Below are 15,702 nucleotides of genomic sequence, written 5' to 3'. Positions count from 1 at the left end.
ATTTTTGGTCAGATGGGGCAGGATGCATTTTAAATGCCCTCTTTATTTACTGATTTTCAGACTTATCATGCACACTACAGACCTCCAAGCCTTGCCGATGCCCGCTATTGGGGTTGGGGCTATTGTTTTTAATGGCGGGCATGTCCTAATGATTCAACGCGGCCAGCCGCCCGCGCACGGCCTATGGTCGATACCTGGCGGTAAGCAGGAACCGGGGGAGGGTTTGGCCGAGGCTTGCTGCCGCGAGGTTGCCGAAGAAACGGGTTTGGCGGTAACGGTGCAGCAATTGGTGGCCGTGGCGGAAAGGCGGCTGGAAGGTTTCCATTATGTAATTTTGGATTTTTTGGCGGTATTGGCTGATCCCGCCGTGGCGGAACCGCAAGCCTATAGCGATGCGTTGCAGGCCCGCTGGGTCGCTTTATCGGACTTGGCGGATTATCCGATGGTGGAAGGCTTGGCAGTGATTATCACGCGCAGTTATAAGCTCTATAGAAACGGCGGCGCGGCAGGTTTAATAGCGGCCTTGCCACCGTACAGCGATTTTATTTTACCCGCCCAACCCTAGGCCTAAAGCCGTAACCCTGAACCAGCGAGGATAGCAAAGTTCCATGTCGGAAAAGCTTATTTATAAAGTGACCTTAGTCAGTCATGAGCAAATCTATGAACTCTATGTCAAAAATGTCTACCAGAGCGAATTGTATGGTTTTGTGGTCATTGAGAATTTCGTGTTCGGCGAAAAAAGCGCGATAGTGGTCGACCCGTCCGAGGAAAAACTCAGGATCGAATTCGAAGGGGTCGAGCGCTCGTTCATACCCGCCCACAAAATTATCCGTATCGACCAAGTCAAACAGCAAGGCAAGGCCAAAATTGTCGCGGCCGGGAAAAGCGAAGGCGAAGGCGAAGGGGGCGGTAAGGTGTCGATGTTGTATAGGCCGGATAAGAGTTGATTATTTGCCTAGTCCTTGGCGTACATAGAGTAAGCACAGACCCGCTATCCCGGCCACGAGACACAGGCTGTGTAATGTGTCGATGGCGATAATACCGAGGAGCGGGTTGGCATCGCTAAACGGTGCGAACGGGCGGATGTCGGTGTGCATGACGCTATCGAGCAAGACGTGGGAATAGCAACCCGCCGCCGCACCGAAGGTAACAGCGGCGGGGCTTAAGCTTTGCCAAGTAAACCAGTTTGGTAGCCAGCGGCTGAGTTTGCGGGCTAAGACAAACAATGCCAAGGTGGCAATGATGATGATAGATGCACCGAGATAAGTGTGCAGGAACCGATGGATAGGATACTGGGCGTTAAGTATGAAATACAGCGGTTCAATATCAATCAGGACATTGGCCGCACAAAAGCTTAAAAAGCTGATGTGTTTAGGGGCTAGGGCATTGATCGCCGCCCCAGGACCAAAATGCAGCGGTGTGAAGGGCATAGGGGCGGCTAGAGGCAGGCGTTATTTGACCACGCGCAAATTGGGCCGACCGGTAGGCGGCTTGTGTTCGGGTGGCGGCGCTTCGGTTTCGGGATAGTCTTCAGGATCAAAGCTCATGCCCTTGTTAGTTTCTTTGGCATAAATCGCCAGTACGGCAGCAACCGGAACGATGACCAACATCGGTTTGCCGCTAAAACGGGCGTTAAATTGGATGTCGTGATTGCCTAATGCTAAGGCATCGACCGCTTGCGGTCTGATGTTCAGGACAATTTTTCCGTCGTCGACAAACTGTTGCGGCACGACCGCTTGGCTATGCTGGGCATCGACCAGCATGTGCGGGGTCAGGTTATTGTCAATAATCCAATCGTAAATGGCACGGATTAAATAAGGTTTTAAAGAAGTCATGTTGGGGCTATGGGTTATTTGATAGGGTCTGCCATTTCTTTTTCGGCATCGCTCAGGCTGCGTTTAAAGGCGGTGCGTTTAAACAGGCGTTGGGCGTAGTTGCCGATGATTTCGTTTTGCGACATGACATCAATACCGACACTGGGCAAGCGCCATAATAATGGGGCAATGACGCAATCAATTAAAGAAAATTCGTCGCTCATAAAATAGGGCCGGGCACCAAAAACCGGCGTGGCCGCAATCAGGCTTTCGCGTAACAATTTTTTTGCACGCGCGGATTTTTTCTCGCCTGATGATGATATTTCGTCCAGCAACTGATACCAGTCTTGGTCAATGCGCTTAATGACCATGCGGGCAGTGGCGCGTGAGACCGGATCCATTTGGTGTAAGGGCGGATGCGGGAAGCGTTCGTCCAAATATTCCATGATGATACGGGAATCGTATAACACCAGTTCGCGCTCGATTAAAGTGGGCGACACACCGGTCGGGTTGAGTTCGAGCAAATCTTCCGGCGGATTGGCCGGGTCGTAATATTCTATGTCGGCGGTGATCGCTTTTTCGTGCAGGACGAAGCGGGCGCAGTGGCTCATCGGACAGGTTGCGGATGAAAAAAGCGTCATTACAGATTTACGAGTAATAATATTTGCCACAGATAACAACCTCTTTGACGTATGTAGGGCGATAAAATTGGCTATTATAGCATGAATCGTAAAGCTTTTTGTGGCTTCCTTCCGATTGCCTGCGACAGGACTTAAGGATAAGAAAACATCCTTGTCTTCTTATGCACTTAGGGTGGAAAAGACCGGGTACTAATGGCTTTAATGGATGTCTTTCCAATATTCTTTTTTCAGCAAGTAGCCGATGACAAAGAAAATCAATAGGAAGAACAGTACATATTTACCCATTTGTTGCCGTTCCAATTGAACGGGCTCGCCGACATAGACTAAGAAATTGACCAAATCATTTACCATGGTATCAAACTCTTTTTCAGTCAGGGTACCCGGATCATGTTGGACCAGTTCGATATGTTCGCCGTAAATGGTTTTCCTGACGGTGGCGTGTTGCTCGCCCTGCAATTCCCAGAACGGGTTAGGCATCGCCGTGTCTTTGAAAATCAGGTTATTGACCCCAAATGGCCGTTTCGGATCCAAATAATAGCTTTTTAAGTAGCTATAGAGCCAGTCTTGGCCGCGTGAGCGGGCAATTAGGGATAAATCAGGCGGTTGGGTACCAAACCATTTTTCGGCATCGTGCTTGTTCATGGCGCTGTGGATTTGGTCATAAATCCCAGCACCTTCAGGGGCGATGTCGTTCAGGATGACTTTTTCATCCACTTCCATGTCTTTGGCGATACGCAGGTAACGCATTTGCTTGATGGAGTGGCAGCCTAAACAATGGGTGACAAAATGCTTGGCACCGCGCAATAACGACAGGTTATCGGTTAAATCAATGTCCGCGCTGTCCAGCTTGACACTTTCGGAGGCGTTGACGCTGAGCGATACCAAGAGTAGTGATAAAGTGAGAAATTTTTTCATATTAGTCGAGGCTCTCTACCAGTTTTTTTGCAAAGCGAGTGAGGACATGGCGTATACCGGTAGGGTTAGGCCGTCGGCTGAAGAAAGAACTTCTGAACACGCCATGGTCAGGTTCGCCTGTTTCGGGTTTGAGTTCAGTGATTTCTTCAAATAATGCCGGCAATTGCTCGTCAAGCGAATGGTGTTCGGTAACGCGTGTCGGGACGGGTTTGGTGCGTTCCCAACGGGTGTAAATGGGCATCAGTAAAAAGAAGCCGAAGTACATGGCGGTAAAGATACGCGCCACGATAGTCGCGCTGGGTGTCGCGGGTTGGGTGCCTAAATAACCCAGCACCAAGAAGCTGATGGCAAACATGACCAAGGCTTTTTTATACACGCCGCCCCGGTAACGGATGGATTTGACCGGATTACGGTCCAGCCACGGCAACAGGAACAGCACCACAATCGCTCCGCCCATGCCGATGACACCGGCAAATTTGTCGGGGATGGCGCGTAAGATCGCGTAGAACGGTGTGAAGTACCAGACCGGGGCGATATGCTCAGGGGTTTTTAGCGGGTCGGCCGGAATAAAGTTGGCGTGTTCGAGAAAATAACCGCCCATTTCCGGCATGTAAAAAATGACGGTGGCAAAGAAAATCATAAACACGCCGACCCCGGCAATGTCTTTAACGGTGTAATAGGGGTGGAAAGGGATGCCGTCTAAAGGAATGCCGTTTTCATCTTTATATTTTTTGATTTCCACGCCGTCAGGATTGTTGGAGCCGACTTCATGCAGGGCGACGATGTGCAGGAACACCAGCATGACCAGCACCAGCGGCACGGAAATGACGTGGAAGGCGAAAAAGCGGTTTAAGGTGGCATCGGACACTACATAATCGCCGCGTACCCACAGCGACAACTCGTCGCCGATGACCGGAATGGCGCTGAACAGCGAGATAATGACCTGTGCGCCCCAGTAGGACATTTGCCCCCAAGGCAACAAATAGCCCATAAAGGCTTCCGCCATCAGGGCGACAAACAGCAACATGCCGAAAATCCACACCAATTCGCGCGGTTGCTTAAACGAGCCGTACAGCAGGCCACGGAACATGTGCAGGTAAATGACGATAAAAAACGCCGATGCCCCGGTCGAGTGCATATAACGGATCAGCCAGCCCCAGTGGACATCACGCATGATGTATTCCACCGAATCAAACGCCAATTTGGCATCGGGCTTGTAGTTCATGGTCAATAAAATGCCGGTGACAAATTGGTTGACCAACACCAGCAGCGCCAGCGAGCCAAAAAAGTACCAGAAGTTGAAGTTTTTCGGCGCGTAATAATGCGCCATGTGATCGTTCCACAATTTAGTGAGCGGGAAACGGTCGAGAATCCAGTTACCGGATTCGGTAAATCGGTTAATTTTCATGCGTTTTTCCTTATGCCTGTTCGCCGATGATGAGTTGCGTGTCGCTTACATAACGGTAAGGGGGAACTTCCAAATTGGTCGGTGCCGGTACGCCTTGGTAAACGCGCCCCGCCAAGTCAAACCAAGAGCCGTGGCAAGGGCAGAAAAAGCCGCCTTTCCAATTTTCACCCAAATCGCTAGGGGCGATTTCCGGTCGGAAGGTCGGCGAACATCCCAAATGGGTGCATAAGCCCACTGCGACAAAGACTTCCGGTTTGATGGAGCGGGCGGGATTTTTGCTGGATTCAGGCTGTAGGGACTGCGACGACAGAGGGTCGCGTAGCTGCGAATCCAAGGTTTTTAAGGTTGCCAGCACTTCGGGTGTCCGGTTCAAAACCCATACCGGCTTGCCGCGCCAAGCAACCCGTAGCAATTGCCCAGGTTCCATTTTGCTAATATCTATAGTAACAGGTGCGCCCGCCGCCATGGCCTTAACGCTTGGCTGCATCTGCGCGAGAAAAGGCACCGCTATAAAGCCAGTGCCGACTGTGCCAACCACGGTTAAGGCCGAGGTCAAAAACTGGCGTTTAGACTTATCGACGCCTTCATTAATCATTACAAAGCTCTCCTCATTGTTATGTGCTGTGCTGCACTTTTTTTATCCGCGCCAATATACCACCAGAACCTAGTGGATTTGAAGAGCTTATGTAAATTGTTTGGCAATCGCTGAACTGTAGTGAGAAATGTTCCTATTTAGAGCGTTTTTTTTGGAGAGTATGCGGCTCGAAGAACAATAAAGCCGGTTAAATATTCGGGGCTTTGGATTAGGGTTTAAATGCAATTGCATTTTATTAGTATATCAAGGTGTTTTTTAACCGGTTGTTTTGTAAGCTTGTCTGGATAAATACGGTTCTTAGCTGTTTAGGCAAAGGTTGGGTGGCTCTTGTTATCGGTTACTTGGAACATGTAGTTTTGAAAATAGGAATCAGAAGTTTTGGGTCTGGCTTATACCGCTATGCTTTTCGGTGGCGAAGTGGCCGGATGATCGGCTAGTGCGGTTAGAATATCTTGTACCGCAGAACTTGCCGCGTTGAGGTTGTGAGGTCTTACCGGATAACGCGGTTAATATTTAGGATTTACATAGGTTATATGTCGCTGCCAAAAATAGTTCTTGGCTTTATCATGATGTCTCCCGTTCGATGAACGAATTACTTAATTGAGGACAATAATCATGTTAAAAAATATTCAGTTATCTTCTTGCTTGTCTGTCGTTGCCATGACTGGCCTGGGGCTGTTATTACCCGATTTGGGCAAAGATTTGCAAGCGGCTCCTATTACTTTCCAGCCTAAGGCAGATTATGCCACGGATGCTACCCCCATTGATTTGGCGGCAGGCGATGTCAATTTGGATGGTAAACCTGATCTGGTTACGGCGAATATTGGTGCGGGTACGGTCAGTGTATTGCTCAATAATGGCTTTGGGGTGTTTTTGCCGAAAGTGGATTATACGGCGGGGGCTAACACCAATGCGGTGGTGATCGGTGATGTCAACAGTGACGGTAAAGCCGATTTGGTGACGGCAAATTATGCGGCGAACACCGTGAGCGTGTTGATAGGCAACGGTAACGGCACGTTTCAACCGAAGACCGATTATACGACAGGCCTAAATCCCTATTCGTTGGCTATCGGCGACGTTAACCGCGACGGTAAGGCGGATTTGCTGGTCACCAATGCGGGCGGCAATAGTGTCAGCGTATTGTTGGGTACAGGTGGTGGGGTGTTTGGGGCGAAAAACGATTTCATCGTTGGGGCTTTTCCCCAAGCGGTGGCAGTGGCCGATGTCAACCGTGACGGTAAGCCAGATTTGGTGACGGCAAATTACAGCGCCGATACGCTAAGCGTATTGATCGGTAAGGGTAATGGCAGTTTTAATTTTAAGGTCGATTATAGTACCGGCACTAGCCCTTCTATGGTTGCGGTGGGTGATGTTAACCGTGACGGCAAGTTGGATTTGTTTGCCCCCAACGCCAACGCCAATACGGTTAGCGTACTGCTGGGTAAGGGTAATGGGGTTTTCAATGCCAAAGTTGATTATGGTACTGGCGATAGCCCTTATTCAGTTGGCATTACTGACATCAACCGTGATGGCAAGCCTGATCTGGTGGTGGCTAATGGTGTCAGCAATACCGTCAGCGTGTTGCCGGGTAAAGGCAATGGCGTATTTTTGGCCAAAACCGATTATGCGGTAGGGGCAAATCCGAGCGCTGTTGCCGTAGCGGATGTGAATGGCGATAGCAATGTTGATGTTTTAACGGCAAACCTTAGCGACAGTACAGCCAGTGTGTTGGTGAATACTACGCCTTAATATCGCGTGAGGCTGCTTATTTTAATTGTTACGCACGTTCTTGAATTCGCACCAGTATGGGATTTGTTTTCCTGTATTGGTGCAATTTTACTGAGAGTTGCCGGTTAATGTGCAGCAGAGAATGTATTTGCACCAATAAAGGACTGCTTTGGTCGCTTATGGTATGAATAGTGCTTAATTTTGGTGCTAAATACCCTTGATTTGGATTCTATAATGCCATCGCAGACCTTTAACCTCTTTTCTTTTTCGGGCAAAATGAAAATTTTGCACCTTACTTGGCTGGCTTTTTTTATTAGCTTTGTCGTCTGGTTTAATCACGCACCACTGATGTTGGTTATTGCCCAATCATTGGGCATGGATGCGGCTCAGATCAAAACCATTTTGCTTTTAAATGTGGCGCTTACTATTCCGGCGCGGATTGTTATCGGCATGTTGGTTGATAAATTCGGCCCTAAGCGGACATACTCGACGCTCTTGGCAGCGGGTAGCGTGCCGTGTTTTATGTTTGCGTTTGCCAGCAGCTTTGAACAACTGGCTCTGGCGCGGTTTTTACTGGGCTTTATCGGCGCAGGTTTCGTGATTGGCATCCGTATGGTCGGCGAATGGTTTCCAGCCAAGCAAGTGGGGCTGGCCGAGGGCATTTATGGTGGCTGGGGCAATTTTGGTTCGGCGGCGGCAGCGGGGCTATTGCCGATGCTGGCTCTGTGGTACGGCGGGGCGGACGGCTGGCGGTATGCGGTAGCGACGACGGGTATGATGGCTTTGATTTATGCGGTCGTGTATTTTTTTAGCGTGACCGACACCCCAAAAGGCTCGACCTATTTTAAGCCCAAAAAAGCCGGGGCGATGGAAGTGACCAGCCGGGTCGATTTGTATTTGTATATGCTGATGACTTTGCCGCTGTATTCGGCATTAACTTTGCTGACCTGGAAGCTGTCTAACGGAGTGACTGCTTTACTGTCAGCGGCGGCAGCCGGGGTGATCTATGCCGTGGTGTGGCTGGTATTTATCCTCAATATCAGAAAGATTTTCCACGTCAATAACGGACTTCTTTCGCAGGAGATTGAAGCTATTCATCGTTACAAATTCAAGCAAGTCGCTATTTTGGACTTGGCATATTTCATTACCTTTGGTTCGGAATTAGCCGTGGTGTCGATGTTGCCGATGTATTTTTTTGAGACTTTCCATGTGTCGCAAGGCATTACTAATGTGCAGGCGGGTTTGTTGGGCGGCAGCTTCGCTTTTATTAATTTGGTGGCACGTCCGGCAGGCGGTTGGCTGAGCGATAAGTTTGGCCGCAAGCTGTCCTTAAGCATTTTCATTGCGGGTTTGGCGACAGGTTATTTTGGTATGTCCCTGATCACTCCCGATTGGCCTATCCCTTTGGCGGTACTGTTGACGATGGCCTGTTCAAGTTTTGTGTCCGGCGGTTGCGGGGCGGTGTTCGCTATGGTGCCGTTGATTAAGCGCCGCATGACCGGACAGATTGCCGGTATGGTCGGCGCTTACGGCAATGTCGGTGGAGTGCTGTTTTTGACTGTGCTGGCGTTTGTTTCGCCCGCCGAGTTTTTTGTTATCATTGCTGGTGTGGCTATCGTGGTTTTGCTAGCTGTGCAATGGGTCGACGAACCGAAAGGCCACATGGCGGAAGTGCAGGAAGATGGCTCGGTGGAAATGATTGAGCTGAATTGATGGGCGGTAACGCTGATTTAAGGCATAACCCTTTCGGCAATTTTTAGTGGATTAACCATGACTCTTGCGGTACGGCCTGAATTGGCGATTGATATAGGCTCGGCCAGCGATAAGGGCGTTAAGGCCGATAATGAAGACTGTTGCGGGGCGTTTATCCCGACTGACCGCCAGCTCAGTTATAAGGGGATCGCTATTGCCATTGCCGATGGCATGAGCGGCAGTGAGGCGGGCAAGCAGGCCAGCCATTGCTGTGTGGTGGGCTTTTTAAGCGATTATTACAGCACCCCCGATTCGTGGTCGGTCAAACAAGCGGGGCAGAAAATTCTCTCGGCGACCAATTCTTGGCTGTACAGCCAAGGCCAGGTGCGCTATCAATCGGCTAAGGGCATGGTCAGCACTTTGAGCATTTTGGTGCTGAAATCGACGACGGCGCATATTTTTCATATCGGCGATTCGCGGATTTACCGTTGGCGGAACGGCAATTTGGAGCAGATCACCCGCGACCATCGGGTCTGGTTGGCGAACGATAAAAGCTATCTGAACCGGGCGATGGGCATAGAGCCGCGCCTAGAAGTCGATTATAAGGCCATGCCCTTAGTCATTGGTGATGTGTTTTTATTAACTACGGATGGCGTACACGATTTTTTGGACGCGAAAGCCTTAAAAAAGCAGTTGCAAGACGGCGGCGATTTGGCGGTGTTGGCGGAGGCGATGGTGCGGCAGGCTTTGGCGAACGGCAGTGATGATAATTTGACCTGCCAACTTGTCCGTATTGTCGCTTTGCCGGAGGCCAAAGAGGATGAAATACTGCGCCGCCATGCCAATTTGCCGTTTCCGCCGCCTTTGGCGGTGGGGGCGGTATTGGACGGTTACCGTATCGAAGCCGAACTGCACGCCAGTAAGCGCACACAAATTTATCGGGCTTTAGATATGCGTAGCGGTGTGCAGGTGATTTTAAAAACCCCGTCGGTGCTGTATGACGACGACACCTTGTATATCGAGCATTTTCTCCATGAAGAATGGGCGGGTAAGCGCCTTCGGCATGATCATGTGTTGCAGGTGCTGGGTATCGACCGGGTTAAAAGCTGTATTTATTATGTCACTGAGTATCTGTCGGGATTGACGCTCAGGCAGTGGTTGGCGGTGCATCCGAAGCCGGATCTGGATACGGTATCGGTGATTGTCGGGCAAATCGCCAAAGGCCTGCGTGCTTTCCACCGTATGGAAATGCTGCATCAGGATTTAAAGCCCGAAAATATTATGTTTACGGCGGACGGTACGGTGAAGATTATTGATTTTGGTTCGGTGAAAATTGCCGGTATCGCCGAATTGGCTCCGTTGGCCGACCAGGAAGAAAATATTTTGGGGACGCTCAATTATACTGCGCCCGAATACCATTTGGGTCAGCGGGGCAGTACCCGCTCAGATTTGTTTTCTTTGGCGGTGATCACTTATGAAATGCTGAACGGCGCTTTACCTTATGGGCCGATGCCATCCCAGCCCGACAAGCATAGTCTGGCAAAGTTGGTCTATGTGCCCAGCTTCCACCATAACGATAGGGTCCCGGTCTGGGTGGATGGGGCGTTAAAAAAAGCCACCGCGCTGAATCCGCAATTGCGTTACGGCGATTTGTCGGAGTTTCTCTACGATTTGGGCCATCCCAATCCCGCTTTTTTAAATACCCCCCAGCACCAGCCGCTGATGGAGCGCAACCCGTTACTGTTTTGGCAAGGGCTGTCACTGTTGCTGCTGTTGGTTAATTTTATTTTACTGTATTTCGTCAGCAGGTGATGGCCGCGTTTTTTAGGGAACTCCGATACCGGCTATTAGGCAACGCCACACCCTTGGCTTGCCTAGTCAAAGCAAGGCCGTTACGAACGGACGCTGTTGCGGAATCTGGCTATGTAAGCCGCCGCAGGGCCGAATTCTTGTAGACGACGCGCCGCAAGGCATTGATGCTGCCAAGCGGTTCATGCGCTTGCAAACAATGCCAAGGATTGTAAGACAGCCGCTCACCTTCTGTGAATAGTGCGGTTGCCAAAATATCCTGTACTGGAAAGGTTAAGCGTCCGACAAGATGCGTAGGGCTTTGCCAAACTTGAAACAGGTCGTCCACCAAATCTGTTGCCAATGTTTTTGGCTGAATGAAAAAATCGAACACCAAATCGGTTTGCAACAAATGCGAGTGTAGCCGTTCACGCAGAGTGCGGCCTTTGCCCATTGGTGTGCTCGCCGGGCGGAACTGATATTTCATGGCGCTTGTGCCGAGCCGGTAAGGGGAGAGGCTGTTGTATTGGTATTGCGTGATGTCCCGCCGCCGGAAGGCTTGGCCTAAGGTGCAGAGCATTGCCTGCACAAAGCCCCATCGCGCCTTTAGCGGATTTAAGCTAGGAAAGGTGTAGGTCGGCGGCGCGACGTTAAAAGGGGTCAGCTCTTTCACTCCGTCCATTTTGCGCATAAACGCCAACATATCTTCCGCATCCCGCGCAATAAAGGTCGGTTGGTTGATGGTAACAATCGTATGTTCGCCTTCGGGTGCCTCTTCACAAACGGGGCCACTGACAGCGTGTATTGTCAACGCCATCCCTCGTGCGTCAGGGTAGTTTTCATTGGCAAAAAGCGAACTGGAAAAACGTGCCGTGACTTTGTAGGTTTTGGGTTCGAGAAACAGTCCAAGCCGATATGGGGTAGGCACGGCAGAAAAAATTTCCAGTTCGCCTTCTAGGTTGGCAATCAGCGGGGCATGGAAGGTTCGCCGATAACTGCCATCGGGTTGGATTTTTTGAAAAGTTTTCGCGCAGATGCTGTTAATCTCATCCGCCATCGCTGCGAACGGGCAGGTCGTTTTCATAATGGGTATCCTAGTATTTTTAAGCCCGGTTCACACGCTTGGGTAAGCGCAAGCCGCTCCGCTTCGGATAACTCACGGTATTTTGAACGTGTCGGCCTAGGGATTTGCGACACGGTATCCAACCAGTGGGCATCTTCCAGTTCCGGGCTGATAAACCGGATCAATTCGTTCAGTTCCTTTCTGGGGTCTTGCTGGACGGCTTCAAATTTTACGGAAAGCAGACGGTCTTTAGGAAGGGTAGCCAAAATGGCGCTGCCTGCCAGAATCATGTTGCTCCATAGTTTTCCGTATTCCACGAGCGGAAATTCTTGTGATTTCATCTGCCGGGTATTGAAAAAAGGCATCAGCAATTTTTCAAGCCACAGTTTTTGTGGCCCGATGTGCGGTTTATGCCAAGCCTTAAAAACATCGATGCCTAGGCTTTGGCTTTTCTGTAGCATGGCCAACAAGAGACGAAAATTGTGATGCTGGCTCATCGACAAGGCGGTGTCGCGCCCATCCCGAAAGACGTGGATGACTTTGGCCTGTGGGAACAGTTTCAATAAAGTCGCGGCGATCATAAAAGAACCGCCTGAGCGCTCGACCCAGACATCACGTTGATATTTATTCGCCAAAGCCTCAAATAAAAACTGATACTGTTCCGCAAGCGGACAACGTGGACGTGCCTTTACAAGCAATTCCAATTCATCGTACAGGGCTTCGTGTGCGTCGGTCAGGTGCGGAAGTGCCACCGACAGAATGGGTGGGATATTTTTTGGGGTAAACCGCGCCTGCGGGCTATTAAACGGATATAAGCCTTCATCGACAACAATGCCATCTTCCAACATCATCCGCAAAGCGGGAGTTTGTTGGCTCAATATCTGCCACATTTGCGGCCCGGTAGGGGCTTTGTTTGAAAACGCCGCTGACCCTAAGGGGACAAAAAACTCCGATAGACTGAGCACTTTCGGATGCTTGCCCAGTATGTCCGAAATCATTGTGGAGCCACATCGCCCCGTGCTCAAAATTAAGATAGGGTCGGTTTTCATAATTCTTGATCTTGTTCAGCGTATAAATGCCCTGGCATCCGGTAGCGGATACCATTCTGATTGTATAAGGAAACCTCTAGTAGCTGCATAAACTGCCCGCTACGGCTACGCTTTTCCAGGCTTGGAAACAGGCGTTGCAACAAGTTGCCCAGGCCATTTTTGAAACGGAAAAACGCCAGCACCCCAAAGGGGTTATGGTTCGGAAAATTCAATTGATCAGCTAACTCCGTGCCGATCAAGGCGCGTGAGATCCGATAAATGTAGTTTGCCAAATTGCGCCGTGCTTTTGGCTCTGTGATTCCGGCAACAATAGGTGCGGAATTGATCAAGGCGTTTGCCATGATGATCGATTCATAAGTGGGGGAGGGCTCACACATCGCGCCGACCCGTTGTAAATGCAACGCGCTTTGTTCCGAATCAAACAGGATGCTTTCAGGAACGCCCATCAGATAACCAGTATAACGCCAAATCATCATGAAGCTTTCCCGCTCTTCCTCGGATAGGTTTACCCCTAACGATTTCACACGCTTGAGCAGTAACGCAGAAAAAACCGTTGTTGCCAAACCGATGTGCGCGGCACTGATTGGCACACCCCAGGCCGCTGTATCCCAATCTTGCGAGTGGCTCAACATTAACCGGATGCGTGCATGGATCAGGCGCAAGCGCATGGACAGTTTCCAGCCGTCGCCGTACCGCTCCAAGCCGCCGGGTAACATGATTTCCATCAAATGCAGGTTATTTTGTTTCAGCCGCCGTACGCCCTGATCAATAACCCGCCCAGTGATACAAAAAGATTTGCTGATTAGCGTCGCAAAGCCTTCCACCAAAACCCCGGCGACAAAAGCCCCTACAAACATCGTCGAATGGCGGTGAAATGCCGCACAGCCTTTATTGACTTTTTGGGGGTCAAACCACGCAGGTACCGTCTCCATTTTCGTAAAAAAATCACGCACCTCATCGGGCGCATCGGCTAAGCCGTCCAGGCCAATTTCTATGCCTTGGCGTAGCCAATTTTCCGCTTCTTCAGGCGATAACGTGGAGAGATAGGCAATCAGGGCATCGGCATCAGGATCACCGATAAGCGTGTGGCGTATATAGTTTTCGGCGAGTGCCTCATCAATTAACTTGCCTTGTATAAAGCCAGCCCGATAGTCGGTCGGAATCTCGTTTTCGTTAAGCCGTTCAGTCATTTCTGCATCTCTTTTATGGAAGGCAATCCTTATTTATTCGGCAAGCTTCCTAGTTATGCCGGGAAGCTGATAATGTTTTGGCACATCGGAGAATTATCGGGAAGCTTTGCCTATTTGTAAAAGCGTAAACGATAAAGCTGTCGGAAAGTTTAAATCATACAAACTAGAAATGTAAGTATCCCCCTCCAATACTTTGGACGGTTTGTGTAAAAGTGGCGGCGATATTATTCGGGATGGGATAGCGCTTCTTGCACCGTCTGTCCTTGAATAAAAGTTCAGCTACTCAATGTGTTAGGCTAAGAAAAAATGGGCGCTTGTTATGTCAAAAATAGCTTACACGCCACTTGTGCAACTTCGGGGGCTGATGGGTTAATGTCCGCCTGAGTATGGATGAAAAAATGGGCTATAATATACTTAAGTATCTATATGGGTTTTGAAGTCTTTTTGCCGTCGATAAATATGATGTCGATTACCCCATCCCTCTCCGGCCAATCTCTTGGTTTCTGAGAAGATGCCGGAATAACGGGTATTTTGGAGATCGCCATGCTTATTAACGGCTTAGCGCTACACCTCTAGCAAAATGATTCTAAAACCCCTATAGACAGGGCTTATCTCAACTAGGCTTTTTTCGTATCGGTAGCGGCTTTGCCGACTAGACAGTAGCCCCATTAGCAACTATGCTGAATGGATTATTGGGTAGGAGAATTAGCTGTAAGTGATGCTGGCTGTTTATGGTTACGCGCATATTTATCATTAGGAATTTCCGGCAGCTAAATTTATCTGTTAATTCCGTTAATGTTTGCGGGTTAGGTTGAAAAAGCCAGCGGATTTAGGAAGTTCAGACAGCGTGTTTTATGCCTGCTAAGAATTCACTTATAAACATTTGCGGTTAACCATCAAAATAGTTCAAGAGAGGCCTTAAGATGTATGCTTTGCTTTCTGCGTTTAACAATACAGACCCCCGTATTCAAGCGTCTGCCGTCACATCTATAGATGGGGTGGCGCTGGGCTATGCGCACCAGTATGGCGGCAATGAAGACCATGTTTGCGGTATGGGTTCAGCCCTTTTTGCGGTCGGTAAAAACAGTATCGCCACTCTGCTGGGCGGCGACTGTAAGCACCTTGTTGTTACGGGCGAACAGGGTTATGTGTTAGTTGCTTTATTGAATCAGGATGTCTTATTAGTGGCGGTAACACAAGAAGGTGTTGATCTGCCAAAACTAATGCAGGCGATGGATGGCTTTCGGGAGGATTTTTTGCTTGCGCAATAAAGGCTTGTCCGGCTTTATCGCTTTGCACACCCGTGTGTGGACTAAAATGTACGCGGCTGATAGCGTATACAAGCGAAGTGCCTTAATTTTCGTAGGTAAACCTTAATTAGTTGGTTAAGGTTAATGCTCCATTTTGCGGGGGGAGGGGGCTATATACTTCAAACGGCCAGATTTTCGGTTTTTTTGGTAGGGTACAGCGTACCCTACGGTGAATTGTAAAAGCCGAAAACTTGGCCGTTCACAGTATATTTGTCAGTTCAGTAACCGTTCATTCTGTTTTTTTTAAGATAAGCTCAAGCCGGACAATAAGGGTTGTACTTAACCGATTGCTTGGCGATTACCGCGCTTTAATAGGCTTTTTGTCTTGTTGTGGGCGGTTTTTGACGCTTTTATCATTTTCAGGCACAATCTATGGTTAAAATCCTTATAAATCTTGTTGGTTATGGTTTAAATAATTTCTTACAAGTTTTGTATCGCGTGTAAAATAAGGGGCGCAAAGCTTTTTTGCCGCTTTGTGTTAATCCTAAATGATTTCCGTTGGATTCAAA

General features: G+C 49.4%; 15 protein-coding genes. 6 read left to right on the top strand and 9 right to left on the bottom strand.

Annotated elements, in window-relative coordinates; genetic code table 11:
- The first annotated feature begins 67 nt into the window (after positions 1–67).
- Entirely contained in the window at positions 68–565 is a 498-nt protein-coding gene (locus AADEFJLK_RS05360) for an NUDIX hydrolase (RefSeq protein WP_088621462.1), read from the top strand.
- A gap of 43 nt (positions 566–608) precedes the next feature.
- A complete protein-coding gene (locus AADEFJLK_RS05355; RefSeq protein ID WP_103973532.1) occupies positions 609–947 on the top strand; it encodes a DUF1820 family protein in 339 nt (112 codons plus the stop codon).
- Here the strand turns inward: AADEFJLK_RS05355 and AADEFJLK_RS05350 are convergent, their stop codons facing one another.
- The 6 genes from AADEFJLK_RS05350 to petA all read right to left on the bottom strand — a co-directional run bounded on the left by AADEFJLK_RS05350 (position 948) and on the right by petA (position 5,373).
- Positions 948–1,430, bottom strand: coding sequence for a metal-dependent hydrolase (locus AADEFJLK_RS05350; protein WP_103973531.1), 483 nt, complete (start codon positions 1,428–1,430; stop codon positions 948–950).
- A 21-nt stretch (positions 1,431–1,451) separates the two neighbouring features.
- Positions 1,452–1,835: a ClpXP protease specificity-enhancing factor gene (locus tag AADEFJLK_RS05345; RefSeq protein WP_088617759.1), complete on the bottom strand. Its 384-nt coding sequence runs from the start codon at positions 1,833–1,835 to the stop codon at positions 1,452–1,454.
- A gap of 14 nt (positions 1,836–1,849) precedes the next feature.
- Complete coding sequence (locus AADEFJLK_RS05340; RefSeq protein WP_198328422.1) at positions 1,850–2,455, bottom strand: glutathione S-transferase N-terminal domain-containing protein; 606 nt, start codon at positions 2,453–2,455, stop codon at positions 1,850–1,852.
- A gap of 198 nt (positions 2,456–2,653) precedes the next feature.
- Positions 2,654–3,370 carry a cytochrome c1 gene (locus tag AADEFJLK_RS05335; protein ID WP_088617760.1) on the bottom strand — a complete coding sequence of 239 codons (717 nt, stop codon included), beginning with the start codon at positions 3,368–3,370 and terminating at the stop codon, positions 2,654–2,656.
- 1 nt (position 3,371) lies between these two features.
- Entirely contained in the window at positions 3,372–4,778 is a 1,407-nt protein-coding gene (locus AADEFJLK_RS05330; RefSeq protein WP_088617761.1) for a cytochrome b, read from the bottom strand.
- A gap of 10 nt (positions 4,779–4,788) precedes the next feature.
- Positions 4,789–5,373 (bottom strand): ubiquinol-cytochrome c reductase iron-sulfur subunit, encoded by a 585-nt coding sequence (gene petA, locus AADEFJLK_RS05325; RefSeq protein WP_088617762.1) that lies wholly within the window; start codon positions 5,371–5,373, stop codon positions 4,789–4,791.
- 615 nt (positions 5,374–5,988) lie between these two features.
- Here petA and AADEFJLK_RS05320 point away from each other — a divergent pair.
- The 3 genes from AADEFJLK_RS05320 to AADEFJLK_RS05310 all read left to right on the top strand — a co-directional run bounded on the left by AADEFJLK_RS05320 (position 5,989) and on the right by AADEFJLK_RS05310 (position 10,605).
- The gene (locus AADEFJLK_RS05320) at positions 5,989–7,122 is read left to right on the top strand and encodes an FG-GAP repeat domain-containing protein (protein ID WP_103973530.1); all 1,134 of its coding nucleotides are present in this window, start codon (positions 5,989–5,991) and stop codon (positions 7,120–7,122) included.
- A gap of 213 nt (positions 7,123–7,335) precedes the next feature.
- Positions 7,336–8,814 carry a NarK family nitrate/nitrite MFS transporter gene (locus AADEFJLK_RS05315; protein ID WP_103973529.1) on the top strand — a complete coding sequence of 493 codons (1,479 nt, stop codon included), beginning with the start codon at positions 7,336–7,338 and terminating at the stop codon, positions 8,812–8,814.
- 57 nt (positions 8,815–8,871) lie between these two features.
- Entirely contained in the window at positions 8,872–10,605 is a 1,734-nt protein-coding gene (locus AADEFJLK_RS05310) for a bifunctional protein-serine/threonine kinase/phosphatase (protein ID WP_103973528.1), read from the top strand.
- 109 nt (positions 10,606–10,714) lie between these two features.
- On the opposite strand, the gene AADEFJLK_RS05305 is transcribed toward AADEFJLK_RS05310, so the two are convergent.
- The 3 genes from AADEFJLK_RS05305 to AADEFJLK_RS05295 are packed head-to-tail and all read right to left on the bottom strand — an operon-like array spanning position 10,715 to position 13,883.
- A complete protein-coding gene (locus AADEFJLK_RS05305) occupies positions 10,715–11,665 on the bottom strand; it encodes a catalase family protein (protein WP_103973527.1) in 951 nt (316 codons plus the stop codon).
- Positions 11,662–12,693, bottom strand: a complete 1,032-nt coding sequence (locus AADEFJLK_RS05300; protein ID WP_103973526.1) for a sulfotransferase — start codon at positions 12,691–12,693, stop codon at positions 11,662–11,664. The genes AADEFJLK_RS05305 and AADEFJLK_RS05300 overlap by 4 nt, the downstream gene beginning before the upstream one ends.
- Positions 12,690–13,883: an oxygenase MpaB family protein gene (locus AADEFJLK_RS05295; RefSeq protein ID WP_103973525.1), complete on the bottom strand. Its 1,194-nt coding sequence runs from the start codon at positions 13,881–13,883 to the stop codon at positions 12,690–12,692. The genes AADEFJLK_RS05300 and AADEFJLK_RS05295 overlap by 4 nt, the downstream gene beginning before the upstream one ends.
- A gap of 923 nt (positions 13,884–14,806) precedes the next feature.
- Here AADEFJLK_RS05295 and AADEFJLK_RS05290 point away from each other — a divergent pair.
- Positions 14,807–15,154 carry a roadblock/LC7 domain-containing protein gene (locus AADEFJLK_RS05290; protein ID WP_088617769.1) on the top strand — a complete coding sequence of 116 codons (348 nt, stop codon included), beginning with the start codon at positions 14,807–14,809 and terminating at the stop codon, positions 15,152–15,154.
- The last annotated feature ends 548 nt before the right edge of the window (positions 15,155–15,702 follow it).

Source organism: Methylovulum psychrotolerans (assembly GCF_002923755.1).
GTDB classification, from domain to species: domain Bacteria; phylum Pseudomonadota; class Gammaproteobacteria; order Methylococcales; family Methylomonadaceae; genus Methylovulum; species Methylovulum psychrotolerans.
Note: the sequence above shows the minus strand (reverse complement) of the source record. Positions and strands in the feature narration are given on the sequence as shown.